Here is a 19420-nt window from a genome sequence, read left to right as displayed (position 1 = left end):
CGCTTGGAATGATATGGGAAGAGCGAATGCTCTTGAGAAGTTACGGATTCAGGTATTAGCCAGTTTTTTAGTCAGTGAACGAAGCAATCACCAAACAAGCAGCCATTAAAAAGATTATGAACATACTCGATCTGCCCACCACCCCCTACAGTGATCAACAGCCGGGCACTTCCGGCCTGCGCAAGAAGGTCGCGGTTTTTCAGCAGAAAAACTATCTCGAAAACTTTGTGCAATCCATCATCTCGGTCGCCAGCGGGCTCAAGGGCGGGCTGCTGATTGTGGGCGGCGATGGACGCTATTTTAACGCCCAGGCAACCCAGATCATTCTCAAGATGGCTGCCGCGAATGGCATTCAACGTGTCATGGTCGGTCAAAACGGCCTGTTATCAACCCCGGCGGTGTCGCACCTGATACGAAAATATCGGGCCGCCGGCGGCATCATCCTGTCGGCCAGCCACAACCCCGGCGGGGTGAATGGTGACTTCGGCATCAAGTTCAACATCAATAATGGCGGCCCTGCCCCGACCACATTCACCGATGCCGTCTATGAAAAAAGCAAGACACTGCATGAGTACCGTATCTGCGAAGGCGAAGATGTCGACCTGAAAAAACAACACACCTGTTATATGGGCGACATGCAGATCGATGTGATCGATCCGGTGAATGACTATGCTGACCTGATGGAAGAACTGTTCGATTTCGTGAAAATAAAGGCGCTGTTCAAATCGGGCCTGCTATCCATGTGTTTTGATGCGATGCATGCAGTGACGGGACCCTATGCAAAGGAGATCTTCGGCAAACGCCTGTCGGCCAGCGTGAACGCCGTCATCAATGGCATACCACTGGAGGATTTTGGCGGTGGACATCCCGACCCGAATCTCGCCCATGCCCAGGCACTGGTTGCCCGCCTGAACGCGGGGCCCGGCGCGCCGGGATTTGGCGCCGCCTCCGATGGAGACGGTGATCGCTACATGATCCTGGGAAAGAAGTTTTTTGTGAATCCCAGTGACAGCCTGGCGATCATGACCGCCAACGCCCATCTGCTACCCGGCTATGCACAGGGTATCCGGGGTGTGGCACGCTCGCTACCGACCAGTCGTGCCGTCGACAAGGTGGCGGATACGCTGGGCATCGAATGTTATGAGACACCCACCGGCTGGAAATTTTTCGGCAATCTGCTGGACGACCGACGCATCACGCTATGCGGCGAGGAAAGCTTCGGTTCCGGCTCAGACCACATTCGTGAAAAAGATGGCATATGGGCCGTGCTTTTCTGGCTGAATCTGATCGCTGTTAAACAGCAGACCGTAGAGGAGATCACCCGCGCCCACTGGCAGCGCTTCGGCCGGCATTACTATACCCGGCATGACTATGAGGCCATCGACAGCCAGCAGGCAGAGATGCTGATCAACGACCTACGCAGCCGGTTACCCAGCCTGGCGGGAACCGAGCTGGCGGGCCGAAAAATAATCTTGTCCGATGATTTCAGTTATACCGATCCGGTGGACGGCGGTGTGTCGGCACACCAGGGTATCAGGGTGATATTTGACGATGAGTCACGTATTGTATTCAGACTCTCCGGCACCGGCACCGAAGGCGCAACCCTGCGTGTGTATATCGAAAAATATGTCGCCGACAGCCATCAGCATGACATGCCCACGCAATCGGCACTGACTGACCTGATTGAGGCCGTACAATCCTTGTCGAACATCAAGGCCATCTGCAACCGCGATGCGCCCGATGTCATCACCTGAGCACCGGCCTCCAGGCATTCAACTCCTGGACATTCAACTACTAGGCATTCAACTTCCAGATATCGTCGTTATATTCGGCCATGGTGCGATCGGTCGAGAAATGCCCGCTTGACGCCGTATTGTTGATGCTCATTTTGATCCATGCTGCCTTGTCACGATAAGCCTGTGACGCCCTGTCCTGGGCGTCAATATAACTCCGAAAATCTGCCAACGTCAGCCAGGGATCACTGGGGGCCAATAACGAGGCGATGATGTCGTCAAAGATGCCCGGCTCAAAAGAGTTGAAATGGCCGCAACATAAAAGGTGCAACACCCTCTTCAGGTCCTCATTGGCATCGACAAAGGATTGCGGCTGGTAGTTATGTCGCAAGGCTTCTACTTCATCCGCCTTCATCCCGAACAGAAAAAAGTTATCCGCGCCTACAGCATCATATATCTCGATATTGGCGCCATCGTAGGTGCCGATGGTCACAGCGCCATTCATCATGAACTTCATGTTACCTGTGCCGGAGGCCTCTTTACCGGCCGTTGATATCTGCTCGGACAGATCCGTGCCGGGGCAAATGATTTCCATCTTTGTTACGCCGTAATTTGGAATAAAGGCCAGTTTCAGCCTGTCCCCGGTCTGTGGATCGTTATTGATAACCGCGGCAATATTGTTAATCAGCTTAATGATCTGCTTGGCCAGATGATAGCCTGGAGCGGCCTTGCCACCGATCAGCACACAGCGATTTGTCCAGTTTTCGGTGTCACCGCGCTTGATCCGGTCATACAGATGGACGACGTGCAACACATTCAGGAGTTGCCGTTTATATTCATGGATGCGCTTGACCTGCACATCAAACATGGACTCCACATCAAAACTGATGCCACAATCCCGCAGCACCAGCTCGGAAAGACGGCGCTTGTTTTCCTGCTTTATGGAAAACCAGCGTGCCGTGAAGTCCTCATCATTGATATATTTTTTCAGATCGCTGACACGGTTAAAATACCGCTTCCATTCCTCGCCCAGCTTTTCGCTAATCAATGCGCTCATCCTGGTATTTGAATGGGACACCCAGCGGCGCGGTGTCACGCCGTTGGTTTTGTTATTGAATTTCTCGGGCCACAGCTCGTAGAACTCCCTGAATAGACCGTCGATCAATAGCTGAGAGTGCAAGGCAGCAACACCGTTGACTGAAAAACTGCCGACAATCGCCAGGTAGGCCATACGCACATAACGGGTCTGGCCTTCCTCGATGATCGACATTTTTATCTGTCGCTCCGTATCACCGGGCCACTTCAGCGCCACCTGTTTGAGAAATTGCGCATTAATCTCGTAGATTATCTGCATCAAACGCGGCAACAGTTTTTCAAAAAGGGCGACCGGCCATTTTTCCAGCGCCTCTGGCAACAGGGTATGGTTAGTATAAGCCATCGTCCGGCTGGTAGTTGCCCATGCCTCATCCCATGACATATCTTTTTCATCCATCAACAGACGCATCAGCTCAGGGATCGCAATCGTAGGATGGGTATCGTTTAGCTGAAAGACATTTTGCGCATGAAAGTTGCTGTAATCATCACCCTCATAGGTTTCCCACATGCGCATCACATCCTGCAGGCCGGCGGAGGCGAGGAAATACTGCTGTTTTAGCCTCAGCTCCTTGCCGTTCTCGCTGGCGTCATTCGGATACAGCACCATGGTGATATGTTCTGCATCATTTTTGGATTCGACGGACTCCGGATAACTGCCGGAATTAAACTCGTCCAGATTAAACACATTGGTCGCACTGGCCGCCCACAGGCGCAAGGTGTTTACGGTGTTGTTTTTGTAACCCGTCACCGGCACATCGTAGGGGATGGCGAGCACATCGGCGTTGCTCACCCAGGAGAAATAGACCTGTCCATGTTTATCGGTGATCTTTTCCACATGACCACCAAACTTTATGGTCTGTGAGAATTCTGGCCGCTCAAGCTCCCACGGATTTCCATCCCTTAGCCAATGGTCCGGTTCTTCCAGTTGATAACCATTTTCGATTTCCTGACGGAACATGCCGTACTGATAACGGAGGCCGTAGCCCACTACCGGCAGTCCGAGCGTTGCGCAACTGTCCATAAAGCATGCGGCCAGACGGCCAAGACCACCGTTGCCCAGGCCGGCATCGTGCTCCGCACTGCGGATATCTTCGAGCTCGAGCGCAAATTTATTCAGCGCCGACCTTGTTTCTTCATTGACGTCCAGATTAAGAATATTGTTGGACAGCGAGCGCCCCACCAGAAACTCCAGAGACATATAAAATCCTTTCCGCTGTCCCTTTTGTTCGTACCTTTGCCAGGTGTCGTGCCAGTGGGTCATGATCCGGTCACGGATCGTATAGCATAGGGCCGTGTATAAATAGGACGGGATACAACCGGAAAAATGCCCTAAATGATGCGTCAGGTAACGCTCAAAATCATTGGCCAACGACTCGCTGTCGGTCGGCAGTTTTTTCATTATCGGAAGACTGGTGCTGCAAGAAACAATATTGTTCGCCATAACTTTTACCTCTGATACAAAGCCATGAAGTGTGATATTTTTTTCATAGAGCTATCACTCACATCAGACCATTTAAAACGCCAGCTCCAGTTACCCTCGGTGGTACCGGGCATATTCATGCGCGAGGATGAATTCAGCTGCAGTAAATCCTGCATGGGAAGCACACTTAAAAATGATACCGATGACATGGCCAATCTAATTACGCTCCAGTACTTATGTTCGATATCCTGATGCGGGATACCGACATAGTCATTAAAAAAGGCCTCATTATAATTGCTCGCGTTCGTTAACCAGCCGAGCGTGGTGTCATTATCGTGAGTACCGGTATAAATAATATCTTCCACATGGTGGCAGTGCGGCAGGTGGGGATTGTTGTTGCTGCCATCGAAGGCAAACTGCAACACCTTCATTCCGGGCAGATTGAAGGACTCCTTCAGCTCAATCACCTGGTCCGTAATGACACCCAGGTCTTCTGCCACCAGCGGCAGACGATGCATCGTGTCAAACAGCTCATCCAGCATTTCCCGGCCCGGCACCTCGACCCATTGACCATTGATGGCGGTCTCATCCTCCTGGGGAATTTCCCAGCACGCCTGTAATCCGCGAAAATGGTCGATACGCACCATATCAAACAGCTTCAGCTGCGATTTCAGCCGCTGCTTCCACCAGTCAAATTTTGATGCCTTCAGGTAGTCCCAGTCGTATAACGGGTTTCCCCAGCGCTGGCCGGTTTCGGAAAAGGCATCGGGCGGAACGCCGGCGATGAATTTCATATCGCCATTTTTATCAATCAGGAAATTTTCCCGCTCCGCCCACACATCGGCACTATCGCGCGCCACAAATATCGGCAGGTCGCCAAATAATTCAACATCATGCCGGCGCGCATAGGCGCGCACCTCTTCCCACTGGCTGAAAAACAGGAACTGCTCAAATATCACCTGCCGAATTTCGGCCTTCAGTTCCTGACCCGCCTCATCGAGACTGTCGGCATTGCGATCACGCAGGCCGTCAGGCCATTCATACCAGGGTCGCTTTTCAAACTTGTTCTTCAGACTGACAAACAGGGCGTAGTCTTCCAGCCAGGCAACATTTTCCTGCATGAAACCCGCCAGCCGGGCCTGCCACTCAGTATTATTCTGCCCATAAAAAAAATGCTCATAAAAAAAATGGCAGGCAAATTTCAGACACTGCGCACGGTACGCGACATCCGTTTTCGGGGTAGCGATCTGGCCTGCGTCCAGCCAGCCCTTGTCGTGCAACCAGTCCAGACTGATCAGCAGCGGGTTACCGGCATGTGACGACAGGCATTGATAGGGCGACCGGTCGTCATGCGTCGGCCCCAATGGCAGCATTTGCCAGACCTTGAACCCATGGGTATGAAGAAACTCGATAAACCGGTAGGCCTGGTGCCCGAAGTCTCCGTTACCAAGGGGTCCCGGCAGCGAGGTAGGATGCAGTAATACGCCGGCGCGACGTTGGCGATTCACCGTGATATGACGTTCTGTTGGGGCCATTTTCTACTGTTTTTTTCCGGGTAACATTGCGCCGCCCATGACGGGTTCTCCTGCGCCAAATGAAAAAGCCTTGGCGAGATAATCGGGCGCCTCCACCTTGAGCAGCTGGTATAAGTTACTGAGGTGCATTCTGTACTGCTCGTCAAAGGTCGCGACCGATTCCGCGGAGTTATATTCGCCAAACCACCAGAACCAGTCAGAACTTTCACAGGTTGCCAACTGCTGCTCGGCAATCAGCAGCTCGTCACCGGTCAACGCGCCCTCGCCTTTCACTCGGTCGAAAACCTGCTTCGCCTCGACCAGCATGTCCCAGGCGCGATTTTTATCCTTTTCACCTATCCAGGTTGACAGTGTTCCATATACCCAGCTGCCCGCCACAACATCCTGCAACACGGCTCTGGCATTATGCTTTTCAAGATACTCGCTATAGGTGGTCAGGTTGATGCCTTCGTGCTGCGCCAGTTTTTTGTAGAGCGCCGATATGAAATGAAATCCGTTTTCCGGGTAATACTCCCAGGCATTTTCCCCATCCAGGATGATTGACACCACAGCATTTTCTTTTTCCGCGCAGGCTTCGGCTATTTCTTCCAGATGGTGAACCAGGTTGGCGACCGCATCATCGGCATGCCAATCCGAATATTTGAATCCAATCAGGTCGGAAAGGCCATCATCCCGAAAAAAGCAGGCGACATCGTTGTCGTGGAACTGATAGGCCTCATGCAAACACTTGCTCACCCTGGTCGATGATTTATGCAATGAATTCCTGAGCACGGTTTCGCCGCTGGCCAACCATTTAATTCCCGTCTCCGCAATCAGCTCAATCGATTCATTACTAATACTACCTTCCGATGGCCAGCAACCTTTTGGTGCCATGCCAAAATATTTCCTGAATGTCTCGATGCCTTTTTGCATATGCCAGCGGCTGCGCTCAAGGCCGCCTGGATATTCAGAAGCAGCAGGCAGTTCCACATCGGGGATAGCCTGTTTGGCCGATGTCAGGTCCAGCAATAACGGCAGGATCGGGTGTGCATAGGGCGAGATGGATAATTCTATGACGCCGGCCTGCGCCAATTTCTTATAGCGTTCGATCAGGCCACCGATCAGCTCGCTGATGATTTCAATCAACAGGTGGCGATCATGCAGATTATAGTTATTTGCCTTTTCCATCAAAGCGCGAATGCGCGGGTCTTTTCTTCTGGATGTTTCCGCCATCCATGCCAGGTGATACCACACCAGAAGATCCGCGAAATATTGTTCGGAGTAATAGACTACTTTTTCCGGCTCATGCAACAGGCCTTGCGCCATCTTTGCCAGCACTTTGAATTCAACGAACCGATCGATCAATCTATGTTTATTGGCGCGCAAACAGGCCCGGGTGATTTCCATACGCCTTTCGGGATACTGCGACACCACCGGATCGGCAAGCGCCAGCAGCAGAGGGTCACGCAAACCCATGCCATGGCGCAGATAGCCGTCAAGCTGTCGTGCATAGTCATCAATCTGTTCAAGCAGAATGGGGGCGAAATTTACCACTGCACGCGCGCCGGGACTGTCTTCCAGGTGCGCCGCCATGTCGACATAATCTTTTATCGAGTGCAAATAGGTCCACGGCAGGTGATATTCGCCATTTCGCATATCGCGGTATTCCGGCTGATGCATATGCCAGTAAAGAACAACATTCAAGGGGAGTTCTTTCTTCGGGCTATCGGACATAGTGAACCACTTGTCCGAACATTTCCGGTGTCACCAGCACGACGCCGGTGGGCGAGACATAAAACCGTTGATTATCATCTTTTTCATTTTTGCCAATAACAGTTCCATCCGGAATTTCACAGTACTTATCAATGACGGCATGATTAATACTGCAGTTCTTACCGATGGTGACATCGGGCAATACCACCGATGAATCGACCGTGGTGTAATTATCGACTGTGACGTTTGAGAAAAGTAATGAGCTCTGAATATGCGCGCCCGATATGATGCAGCCGCCAGAGACCATGGAATCGACCGCCATACCGCGCCGATCATCATCATTGAACACGAATTTTGCCGGCGGCAGCTGTTCCTGATAGGTCCATATCGGCCATTCTTCATCGTACAGATTGAGCTCGGGGGTCATGCCGATCAGCTCAAGATTGGCCTCCCAGAATGCGTCCACGGTACCCACATCACGCCAATAGGCCTGGATATCACTATTGGCATTGGTGAATGGGTAGGCGAATACCCGGTAATTTTTTATGGCGTGCGGGATGATGTCGATGCCGAAGTCGCGGCTCGAATTGGGTGTGTCCGCATCGCGTATCAGCAGTTCAAACAGCAGATCCGTATTGAAGATGTAGATACCCATTGAGCACAATGCCTCGTCCGGTCTGCCTGGCATGGGCGGAGGATTTTCGGGTTTCTCCAGAAAGCTGGTGATGCGCATGTCATTATCAACACCCATCACTCCAAACCCTGAGGCCTTTGCGATAGGGACATCAATACAGCCGATGGTGACATCGGCGTTATTTTCGACATGCTTTGCCAGCATGGCGCCATAGTCCATCTTGTAGATATGGTCCCCGGCCAGTATTAGCACATGCTCGGGGGAGTGCGAGCGAATGATATCGAGATTCTGATAGATAGAGTCAGCGGTGCCTGCGTACCAGGATGCCTCGATCCGCTGCTGCGCCGGCATGAGTTCGACAAATTCGCCAAACTCACCACGGAAATGCCCCCATCCTCTTTGAATATGCAGAATGAGCGAATGCGCCTTGTATTGCGTCAGGACGCCGATTCTTCGAATGCCGGAATTGATGCAATTTGATAGCGGGAAGTCGATAATCCGAAACTTGCCACCAAAGGGGACCGCCGGCTTCGCCCTCCACATCGTGAGCTGCTGCAACCGCGAACCACGTCCACCCGCCATAATCAATGCCAGCGTGTTCCTGGTAAGGTTACTGATAAAACGTGGCGAATTTTTCGCCTTCATCTGCCCATCCTCCCCATTATCGCTAAATGATGCTACGTCGCTGAACGGCTAACGTCCGTCTGGGTAGCCAATTGTTTCCTACTATAACACCCTATAAACCCGCAAAAATCAGCCACACCATAAACTTCGGAGAAATATCCTGTTATTATGTTTTTTGGTGGTAGGCTGCACTTATCTAGTATGCAAAACGTCTAGTATGCAAAATGCGCGAATACCTGAAGGTAATATCTGCCGGTTGCAGCTATCAACCAGCCGGACTCCAGTGTTAGGTTTATATTACACCGAGTATAGAGAATAAACTCACGGCGGATAACAGTGCCGGGGATGGCGGGTATTACAAGTCAGCGACCAGCCTGCCGATAGTGTGATATCGAACAGATCCACCAAAACTAAAGAACGGAAATCATCAAACCTATGCCCCAAAATGACGCACCCTCTGCTGGCAAGGCAAGCGGGATACTGAACGGTTTACAGGATGATCTGAACAGGATTGTGTCAGCCTCTCACCATGCCCCTTCCACCATATTGGGACGGCATGTGTACCCGGAGGGTGAATGTATCCTTGTGTACGCGCCCGGCACAAAGGCCGTGACCATTTCCAGGCATGATATACCAGCCTTCCGGCTTTCGAATAGCGATTTTTTTGTGTGCACCGGCCCACTGGAAAACATCGAACCGCACTATTGCGTGACCCGCATTTTTGACGATGGCTCATCGCGCACCGCACATGACCCCTACAGCTTTGAGCCACAGATCAGCGAATATGATCTGTACCTGTTTGCCGAAGGTAAACACCTGCATATCTACCATATTCTCGGCTCGCACCCGGCGGTTATCGACGGTGTCGCCGGTGTCTGCTTCGCCACCTGGGCGCCCAGTGCCGCGCGCGTCAGTGTAATTGGCGACTTCAACGGCTGGGACGGGCGGCTGCATCCCATGAATGTGCGCGGGGCAACCGGGGTCTGGGAGCTGTTTATTCCCGACCTCGATAGCGGGGAGCTCTACAAATTCGAGATTCGCAACCGGGACTCTGGCGCCATCGTTTCAAAATCGGATCCCTATGCCCAGCAGCTCGAGCTGCGGCCACAGACCGCCTCCGTGGTCAAAAAGGCCTCGACCTTTGGCTGGAACGACGACCAATGGATGGCCGCCAGGGCACACAGTGACTGGCTGCATTCGCCACTCTCCATCTATGAATGCCACCTGGGTTCCTGGCAGCGGGACGCCGATAACGGCTTTCTGAATTATCGCGAGCTCGCCCATCGTTTAGTCGATTACGTGAAAGACACGGGCTTCACCCACATCGAATTGCTGCCGATCACCGAACATCCGCTCGACGCCTCCTGGGGATATCAAACCACCGGATACTTTTCCGCTACCCGTCGTTTTGGTACGGCGGATGACTTCCGTTATTTTGTCGATTACTGCCATCAGCATGGCATCGGCGTATTGCTGGACTGGGTGCCCGCCCACTTCCCCAAGGACGCACATGGGCTGGCGCGGTTTGACGGCAGCGCCCTGTATGAACATGAAGATCCCCGGCGCGGAGAGCACCGGGACTGGGGCACCCTGATCTATAACTATGGCCGCAACGAGGTAAAAAATTTCCTCATTTCGAACGCGGTATTCTGGATGACGGAATACCACATCGACGGCCTGCGGGTCGATGCGGTGGCCTCCATGTTGTACCTGGACTATTCGCGTGAGGCGGGGGACTGGCTCCCCAACCAGCATGGCGGCAATGAGAACATCGAGGCCATCGAATTCATGCGCGAGCTGAATATCGCCACCCATACCCACTTTCCCGGCACCATGATCATGGCCGAGGAATCCACCGCCTGGCCCCAGGTGACCCGCCCCACCAACCTCGGGGGGCTGGGCTTCAGCATGAAATGGAACATGGGCTGGATGCATGACACGTTGAGCTACTTTTCCAAGGATCCGGTGCATCGTCACTACCATCATGACAGCCTGACCTTTGGGCTGTTATACCTCTTCACCGAAAATTTTATCCTCCCCTTCTCACATGATGAGGTGGTGCATGGCAAGAGCTCGATGCTGTATAAAATGCCGGGCGACGAATGGCAGCGCTTTGCCAACCTGCGGCTGCTCTATACCTACATGTTCACCTATCCCGGCAAGAAACTGCTGTTTATGGGCTGTGAATTCGGCCAGGGCAGTGAATGGGATCACGACAAAACCCTGGACTGGTATGTCCTGCAATACGCACAGCATGGCGGCATCAAAAAACTGGTGACCGACCTTAACGGCCTCTATCGGCAACAGTCCGCGCTGCACTTTTATGACTTCGACCACATGGGGTTTGAATGGATTGACTGCCATGACAGCGACCAGTCCGTGTTGTCGTACCTGCGCAAGGACGATCATGAAACGCTCATCATCGTGCTCAATTTCACGCCGGTGATCCGTAACAACTATCGCATCGGGGTGCCCGCCACGGGACGCTACGAGGTCATCTTCAATTCGGACTCAAGCTATTATTCGGGCAGCAACGCCGGCAGCGAGATATCACTGCACAGCGAAGAACTAGCCTGGATGAACCGCCCCGCCTCCCTGGTGCTGACCCTGCCCCCGCTGGCCGGGCTGATCCTCAAAAGGGTGTCATGAGCAAGGTGCTGTATATCAGCAGTGAGGCCTTTCCGCTGATCAAAACCGGCGGACTGGGCGACGTCGCCGGCAGCCTCCCCCCCGCCTTGCTGAAAAAATCGCAGGACGTGCGGCTGCTGCTGCCCGCCTATCCCGAGGCCCTGAGCAGGCTTTCACGCACCAGACTTCTGGCCGAAACTACCTATTACAATCAGCCGGTGAAGATCATTGAGGCCCGACTCCCGGGCAGCAAGGTCAGCGTCTGGCTGGTGGATTGTGCGGCGGCCTTTGATCGCCCCGGCGGCCCTTATGCCGATGAAAAGGGACAGCCCTGGAAAGACAACGCGCTGCGTTTCGCCATCTTCTGCCAGGCGGCGACCGACATCGCCCTCAACCGGCTGAAGCTCGACTGGACGCCGGAGATCGTACACTGCAACGACTGGCAGACAGGCCTGGTGCCCGCCCTGCTGAGCCTGCACGCCAGCCGGCCGGCGACGGTGTTCACGATTCACAATCTTGCCTATCAGGGCCTGTTTGAGCGCCAGACCTTCACCGAGCTGCAACTTCCCGAAGTGCTGTGGCACATGGACGGGCTGGAGTTTTACGGCCAGATGTCCTTCATCAAGGGCGGCCTCGCCTATGCCGACAAGATCACCGCGGTCAGCCCGAATTACGCGCGGGAAATCCTGCAGCCGGAGTACGGCTATGGCCTTGACGGTCTGTTGCAACACCGGCGCAAGGATCTTTCCGGCATCCTTAACGGCATTGACGAAAAGTACTGGAACCCCGGCACCGACAACTATTTAACCCAGAAATACAATCGCCGGACGCTCGGCAAAAAGCCGTTAAATAAAATCGCCCTACAACAGGAGCTGTCCTTACCGGCTGACACTAGCCTCCCCATGATCGGCATGGTCAGCCGCCTGGTCGAGCAAAAGGGTTTCGATCTCATCCTGCAGGGCCTGGAGGCACTATTAAAGAAGGACGTGCAGCTCGTCATTCTTGGCAGCGGTGAACCGCAGTACGAAATACCGTTGGCGAAACTGGCGGCCCGACACCCCGACCGCCTGAAGGTGATCGTTGGCTACAACGAGCCGCTGGCCCACCGGATCGAGGCGGCCAGCGATATCTACCTGATGCCCTCCACCTTTGAACCCTGCGGACTCAACCAGCTTTATAGTCTGCGCTATGGAACCCTGCCGGTGGTGACCCCTGTCGGTGGGCTTGCCGACACCGTGGTCGATGCCAGCGAGGTGAATATCCTCAACGGCACCGCCAATGGTTTTGTGCTCGGGGGGAAATCCGCCGCCGCCCTGATGGCCGCCATCGATCGCGCACTGGCCCTGTACCAACGGCCCGAACTGTGGCGAAAACTACAGACCACGGCCATGAGCAGCGATTTTTCCTGGGAGGCCAGCGCGGGGCAATATATCGCCCTCTATAACGACGCCCTGCACGCGATTACCGCGCACCCTTTTGGGGATCGCCTTTTAGGAATAGCTGGGAATAGGGAATAGATAGAACAATCCGGGAATCAAGAGAACGATGCATACCACCCCGCCACACCCAAAGACCGGACGCTACCGGCTGCTGTGCCTCATCGGCCTACTGACCTGCGCGCCCGCATGGTCCGACACCCCGGACAATGCCGAGGTACAGACCATCACCCACGGCATGAGCCTCGCCGTAAGTTGTGAGCAGGCCCTGCTGACGCTGGACAAACGCTATGACAAACCGATACCCCGCAATGACGCCTTTATCTGCATGGCCTATCTGAACGGCATCATGGCCGCCGCCCGGCACGCCAACGAGCGAGCCCGACTGGAGTTTGCACTGGCCACCGCAGGCCGCGGCAATCAGGCCGCCTTTCGCATTTACTGCTTTGACTGGCAGCGCTCATTTGAGAAGATTGCCGGCATTGTGCTCAACTTTGCCCAGCACAACCCGATCTATCTGCAACGCCCCGCGGAGGAGCTGGTGATGCGGGCCCTGCAAACGGCGTTTCCCTGTCGTTAGCGCAGCTGGGCCGTTAGCGCAGCCGGGATTGCCTACTATTATTTATTGGCAAGTAAGCAAGTAAGCAAGTAAGCAGCAGCCCCTAACCGGATAGACAGCACGCTACAAATAACACGCCATACACAACAAACAAAAATAACCCTTACCGCGACAGGACCCCATCATGACCATTTCCCGCCTTTCCATCGATAGTGCCGGCTTCAAAAAAGACATCATTGGCGACAGCGGCGTCACCGACGAAGAGATCGCCGCCCTCTCGCCACGGCTCGATGCCTTGCGCGCCAGAATCAAACAGTGGCAGTCGAGCAAGGAGGTGAATTTCTTCAACCTCCCGGACACCACCGACCTGGATTCCATCGCCCAGCTGGGACGGAAATGCGCGCACAAGTTCAAGCACACCATCGTGTTTGGTATCGGCGGCTCATCGCTGGGCGCCGAAATGCTGGCCCGCACCCTTGGCCACCGTAGCCCGCGCAATCAGGTGAAGTTCTATGACAACATCGATCCGCGCACCTTTGACGAGGTCAACGAGGCCAGCTGGGCCGACACACTCTGCATCGTGGTCTCGAAATCCGGCAACACCGCCGAGACCCTCAGCCAGTTCCTCACCGTACTGCCGCGCATGGAGCGTTATCTGGGCGCAGAGGGTGTGCGTGAACACACCATCATCATCACCGAAAACACCGAGGGGGCGCTGTACAAGATCGCCCTGCAGCTGGGCATCGAACCCGTCGCCCATCCCGCGGTCGGTGGACGCTTCTCGGTGCTGACGGTGGTCGGCCTGTTGCCGGCCTACATCTCCGGCGTCGACATCAGCGGTGTCATGGAGGGGGCGCGCGCCATGGCCAAACGCTGTGCCGCAGACGATATGCTCGTCAACCCGGCCTTTGCCAACGCCGCCGCCCAGTATCTGCACACGGAGAAGGGACGCACCATCAGCGTGTTCATGCCCTATGCCGATAACCTGCGCCTGGTGGTCAACTGGTATCGCCAGCTGTGGGCGGAAAGCCTGGGTAAAATCGACGCCCAGGGCAGGCATCGCGGCATGACCCCCATCGAAAATCACGGCGTCACCGACCAACACTCCCAGCTACAGCTCATGCTGGATGGCCCCGATGACAAGCAGGTCACCTTTATCGCCAACCCGGGCGTGCGCCATGAAGGCCGGCGTATCCCCATGCGCTTCCAGGAATTGCCGGCGGTCGCCCCGCTGGCGGGCCACACCCTCGGTGAACTGTTTATCTCCGAGCTCAAGGCCACCCGCGAGACCCTGTCACGACGCGGGCGGCCCAATCGCACCTTCGGCCTGTACGACCGCGACGCCTATGCCATCGGTGAACTGATCATGCTGCTGGAGATGGAAACCGTGGTAATGGCCGAGCTGATGGGCGTCGATGCCTTCGACCAGCCGGCGGTGGAAGAAAGCAAGGTGCTCACCCGTGAATACCTGGGCGATCTGCTCAGCCCGGAGTTTTAGCCGGGCCAGGGGCCTGCCGGGTTCCCGGCAGGCTGCCACCGATACCATTTATACCGCCCGATCCGGTGCGGTGTCCCCGTAAAAATCCTCAACATTGCCGCGTCCCGGTCCGATAAACCCGATAACACGGGGGAAAACGGAGATTGGCGGCCGGCAACGCTGCCTCACCGTCTCGCCCAGCCACCCGCACTCGAACCGGCAAATGATGCAGCTAATGAACCGACCTGGCCTATTACTGATCGCCCTCTGCCTGTGGCTGCCCGCAGGCGGCAGCGCGGCGTCCGCGGAATTTGTCGCCACGCCCTACGCGCAGGAACAGAGGATCGTGTTCGATTTTTATTTTAATGAGCCGCAAAAAATCAACCCCGCCCTGTACTGGCTCAAGGGGCTGATCGACCCGCTGATGGCCGAGCCCTACAACCTGTCGCCGGACGATATGCACATCAAGGTCATCCTGCACGGCACCGAGGTGGTTGCCCTGGCCAAACACAACTATGCCCAGTACCGGGAGGCCGTGGAGCGCATGCGCTACTACGCCCAACTGGGGGTGGAGTTTCGGCTTTGCGCCATCGCCGCACGCGACTACGACTATGCGCTAGAGGATCTACACGACTTTGTGCGGCTGATTCCCTCCGGCATCGTCGAGCTCGCCCACTGGCAGAAACAGGGCTACGTGCTGATCGCGCCCCGCATTCAGGACAAACGCTTCGCCATCGCGGAGATTCGTTAACGTTTCGACAACCGCGTGCAAACCTGCACTCCCGCTTTACCAAGCACTGCACCACCAGACCACCAGACTTTCCCCTACCCCGTTCAGCGTCTACAATATGCGCCTCCATGAAGCCGTATTCCGCACCCTGAGCGCATGTCCGACACCGATCCCAACCCAGCCACACCCGTATTGCTTTCCAGCACCGTAACCCAGCAGACCGGCCAGCGCCGCTACTGGGGGCAGCTCTATGGCAGCAGTGATGCACTGGCCATCGCCGAAGCGGCCATGGCCTCCGCCGCACCGTTGGTGGTGGTCACGCCCGACACCCCATCGGCACAACGTCTGGAACATGCGATTGCCTTCTTCTGCAAGGCGGCGGGCAAAAAACCCGATGCGGATCCTGCGCCAGCGGCCGACGAGGCAGGGCGCGAGACATTTCCCGTACTCACCTTCCCCGACTGGGAAACCCTGCCCTACGATATCTTTTCACCGCACCAGGACATCATCTCCGACCGCCTCGCCACCCTGGCGCGCCTGCCCCGGCTGAGCCACGGCGTACTGATCGTACCCGTCGCGACCCTGTTGCAGCGGCTGGCGCCGACCGATTTTCTCGATGGCAACTGTTTCCTCATCGACCGCGGCCAGACCCTGGATCTCGAGGCCACACGCAGCCGGCTGGACGCCGCCGGTTACCGCTGCGTCTCGCAGGTGATTGAACACGGCGAATTCGCGATACGCGGTTCGATCATCGACCTGTTTCCGATGGGCCATTCGCAACCGTTTCGCATCGAGCTGTTCGACGACGAGGTCGAGAGCATTCGCACCTTCGACCCGGAGTCACAACGCTCCATCGAAAAGGTCGACAAGATCCGGCTGCTGCCGGCGCGTGAGTTCCCCTTCACCCCGGAGGCAATCACCCGCTTCCGGCACGCCTACCGCACCCAGTTTGCGGGCGACCTGCAGACCAACACCATTTATAACGAGGTCAGCAATGGCAACACGCCGCCCGGCATAGAATACTATTTACCGTTATTTTTTGAGCAGACGCACAACCTGCTCGACTATCTTCCCGGCAACCACACCGTTATCACCACCGACGGCGTACAAGAGGCCGTGAGCGCCTTCTGGGCCGACGTGGAAGAGCGCTACGAACAGGGCCGCTACGATACCCGTCGGCCACTGCTGCCGCCCAACCAGCTCTTTTTTCGGGAAAACGAGCTGTTCGAACGCATCGGCAAACAGCTGCGCATCGAGCTACAACGCTTCAAAATTGCCGACAAGCCCGGCACCATCAATTTCCCCACCGCTGCGCCGCCGCAACTGACACTGGATGTGCGCGCCGAATTGCCGAGCGCGCGACTCAGCGCGTTTCTGGCCGACTTTGCTGGCCGGGTTTTATTCTGCGCAGAATCCACCGGTCGCCGCGAGACCCTGCTCAACATCCTCAAGGGCTGCAATCTGCACGCCGAGCTGGTCGGCGGCTGGGCGGAGTTTCTCGCCAGCGGTGCGCGCTACGCCATCTCCGTCTCCGCGCTGGAAGAAGGGCTGGTACTGCCCGAGAGACACATCGCACTGATTGCGGAGCCACAGCTGTTTGGCGAACAGGTCCTGCAACAACGCCGCCGTCAGCGCAAGGCGCGCGACGCGGACCAGGTGATCAAAAACCTGGTAGAACTGGAAGTAGGCGCCCCGGTGGTGCACGAAGACAATGGCGTCGGCCGTTATCTCGGGCTGGAGACCATCACCCACGGTGACATGACGCAGGAATTCCTGACCCTGGAATACGCCGGCGGCGACAAACTGTTTGTGCCGGTCAGTCACCTGCATCTCATCAGCCGTTACACCGGCGCATCACCCGAATCCGCGCCCCTGCACCGGCTCGGTAGCGGCCAGTGGGAAAAGGCCAAGCGCAAGGCGCGGGAGAAGGTTCGCGATGTTGCGGCGGAATTGCTGTCGATCTATGCCCAGCGCGAGGCCCGCAAAGGCCACGTCTATCACATTGATGAAAACCAGTACGCGGCCTTTTGCGCCAGCTTCCCCTTCGAGGAGACGCCCGATCAGCAGGACGCCATCGAGGGGGTGTTCAACGATCTGCGCTCCGATAAACCCATGGATCGGCTGGTGTGCGGCGATGTCGGCTTCGGCAAGACCGAGGTCGCCATGCGCGCTGCCTTTATCGCCGTGCAGGACGGCAAGCAGGTCGCCATGCTGGTGCCCACCACCCTGCTCGCCCAACAGCACTTCGAAAATTTTCAGGACCGGTTTTCCGACTGGCCGGTGCGCATCGCCTCGGTGTCCCGTTTCCGCTCCAGGAAAGAACAGACCGAGATCCTCAAGCAGCTGGAAAGCGGCAACATCGACATCATCATCGGCACCCACAAGCTGATTCAGAACGACATCAAATACAAACGTCTTGGGCTTGTGATCATCGACGAAGAGCATCGCTTCGGCGTGCGCCAGAAAGAACGCTTCAAGGCGCTGCGTTCCGAGGTCGACCTGCTGACCCTCACCGCCACGCCGATCCCGCGCACCCTCAACATGTCCATGGCCGGCCTGCGTGACCTGTCCATCATCGCCACCGCGCCGGCACGCCGACTGGCGGTCAAAACCTTTGTCAGCCAGTGGAACGATACCCTGCTGAAAGAGGCCTGCCTGCGCGAGATTCGTCGCGGCGGGCAGGTCTTCTTCCTGCACAACAGCATCGACACCATCGAGAAGATGCGTCGCGATCTGGAGGAACTGGTACCCGAGGCCAAGGTGGAAACCGCGCACGGCCAGATGCGCGAGCGCGAGCTGGAACAGGTGATGGCGGATTTTTATCACCACCGCTTCAATATCCTGGTCTGCACCACGATCATCGAGACCGGCATCGATATCCCCAATGCCAACACCATCATCATCAACCGGGCCGACAATTTCGGCCTGGCGCAGCTGTATCAGCTGCGCGGCCGCGTCGGCCGTTCGCACCATCAGGCCTATGCCTATCTCGTTGTACCGCCGAAAAATGTGATGACGGCGGACGCCGTGAAGCGGCTGGAAGCCATCGAGTCTATTCAGGACCTGGGGGCCGGCTTCACCCTCGCCACCCACGACATGGAAATCCGCGGCGCGGGCGAGCTGTTGGGCGAAGGCCAGAGTGGGCGCATGCAGGAGATCGGCTTCACCCTCTACCTGGAGCTGCTGGAACGCGCCGTCAAAGCACTTAAAGAGGGTCGCGAACCCGAGCTGGATCGGCCGCTGGATCATGGCACCGAGATCGATCTCGGCATCCCCGCGCTGCTGCCGGATGATTACCTGCCCGATGTGCACACCCGCCTCATCCAGTACAAACGCATTGCCAGCGCCAACAGCGAAGCAGAATTGCGCGAGCTACAGGTAGAGATGATCGACCGCTTTGGCCTGTTGCCTGAAGCCACCAAGAATCTGTTCAGTGTCACCGAGCTAAAACTGCTCGCCACACCACTGGGCATCAAGAAGGTTGAAATGGGTGACAGCGGCGGGCGCGTGCAATTTGTGCAGGAGCCGAACATCGACCCCATGAAGATCATCACCCTGATACAAACCAAATCAAAAATCTATCGCATGGACGGGCAGGACAAACTGCGCATCATCGGCGACTTCCCCGACGCCGCCGCCCGCTTCGCCGCCATGGAGCTGTTTTTGCACGAGCTTACCTAGAACGACCAAAATTTGCAGATAACAGAAATTACAATTTGCCTAAAAGACGTCATTTACAAAAATTTACTGCGCTACTGCATTGCAGCGGTAGCTGTCATTGATTTGAATAATTCAGACGACTCCTCTTGGCCAATAACAGTCAGGTTGTCAGCGAATTTAGAACGACCACTATGTGC

Annotated in this window: 11 protein-coding genes; 7 read left to right on the top strand and 4 right to left on the bottom strand. The window is 55.8% G+C overall.

Annotated features, from left to right (window positions below; genetic code table 11):
* Window positions 1-116 precede the first annotated feature (116 nt).
* The gene (locus tag RRB22_13310; GenBank protein MDT8385382.1) at window positions 117-1754 is read left to right on the top strand and encodes an alpha-D-glucose phosphate-specific phosphoglucomutase; all 1638 of its coding nucleotides are present in this window, start codon (window positions 117-119) and stop codon (window positions 1752-1754) included.
* Between the two features lie 40 nt (window positions 1755-1794).
* Here the strand turns inward: RRB22_13310 and RRB22_13305 are convergent, their stop codons facing one another.
* The 4 genes from RRB22_13305 to glgC are packed head-to-tail and all read right to left on the bottom strand — an operon-like array spanning window position 1795 to window position 8754.
* Window positions 1795-4227, bottom strand: coding sequence for a glycogen/starch/alpha-glucan phosphorylase (locus tag RRB22_13305; GenBank protein MDT8385381.1), 2433 nt, complete (start codon window positions 4225-4227; stop codon window positions 1795-1797).
* A gap of 47 nt (window positions 4228-4274) precedes the next feature.
* Window positions 4275-5783 carry a 4-alpha-glucanotransferase gene (gene malQ / locus RRB22_13300; protein ID MDT8385380.1) on the bottom strand — a complete coding sequence of 503 codons (1509 nt, stop codon included), beginning with the start codon at window positions 5781-5783 and terminating at the stop codon, window positions 4275-4277.
* A gap of 3 nt (window positions 5784-5786) precedes the next feature.
* A complete protein-coding gene (locus RRB22_13295) occupies window positions 5787-7496 on the bottom strand; it encodes a glycoside hydrolase family 57 protein (protein ID MDT8385379.1) in 1710 nt (569 codons plus the stop codon).
* Window positions 7486-8754: a glucose-1-phosphate adenylyltransferase gene (gene glgC / locus RRB22_13290; protein ID MDT8385378.1), complete on the bottom strand. Its 1269-nt coding sequence runs from the start codon at window positions 8752-8754 to the stop codon at window positions 7486-7488. The genes RRB22_13295 and glgC overlap by 11 nt, the downstream gene beginning before the upstream one ends.
* Before the next feature lie 414 nt (window positions 8755-9168).
* Here glgC and glgB point away from each other — a divergent pair, with 414 nt between their 5' ends.
* The 6 genes from glgB (at window position 9169) to mfd (ending at window position 19244) form a co-directional block, all read left to right on the top strand.
* Window positions 9169-11382, top strand: a complete 2214-nt coding sequence (glgB, locus tag RRB22_13285) for a 1,4-alpha-glucan branching protein GlgB (protein ID MDT8385377.1) — start codon at window positions 9169-9171, stop codon at window positions 11380-11382.
* Window positions 11379-12878, top strand: coding sequence for a glycogen synthase GlgA (glgA, locus tag RRB22_13280; protein ID MDT8385376.1), 1500 nt, complete (start codon window positions 11379-11381; stop codon window positions 12876-12878). The genes glgB and glgA overlap by 4 nt, the downstream gene beginning before the upstream one ends.
* 28 nt (window positions 12879-12906) lie before the next feature.
* The gene (locus tag RRB22_13275; GenBank protein ID MDT8385375.1) at window positions 12907-13377 is read left to right on the top strand and encodes a Rap1a/Tai family immunity protein; all 471 of its coding nucleotides are present in this window, start codon (window positions 12907-12909) and stop codon (window positions 13375-13377) included.
* A gap of 163 nt (window positions 13378-13540) precedes the next feature.
* Window positions 13541-14854, top strand: a complete 1314-nt coding sequence (locus RRB22_13270) for a glucose-6-phosphate isomerase (GenBank protein MDT8385374.1) — start codon at window positions 13541-13543, stop codon at window positions 14852-14854.
* 214 nt (window positions 14855-15068) lie between these two features.
* A complete protein-coding gene (locus RRB22_13265; GenBank protein MDT8385373.1) occupies window positions 15069-15584 on the top strand; it encodes a DsrE family protein in 516 nt (171 codons plus the stop codon).
* Between the two features lie 135 nt (window positions 15585-15719).
* Window positions 15720-19244 carry a transcription-repair coupling factor gene (gene mfd, locus RRB22_13260; protein ID MDT8385372.1) on the top strand — a complete coding sequence of 1175 codons (3525 nt, stop codon included), beginning with the start codon at window positions 15720-15722 and terminating at the stop codon, window positions 19242-19244.
* Window positions 19245-19420 lie beyond the last annotated feature (176 nt).

The organism is Gammaproteobacteria bacterium, from assembly GCA_032250735.1.
GTDB lineage: Bacteria > Pseudomonadota > Gammaproteobacteria > SZUA-152 > SZUA-152 > SZUA-152.
This window is presented reverse-complemented; position numbering and strand designations above follow the sequence as displayed.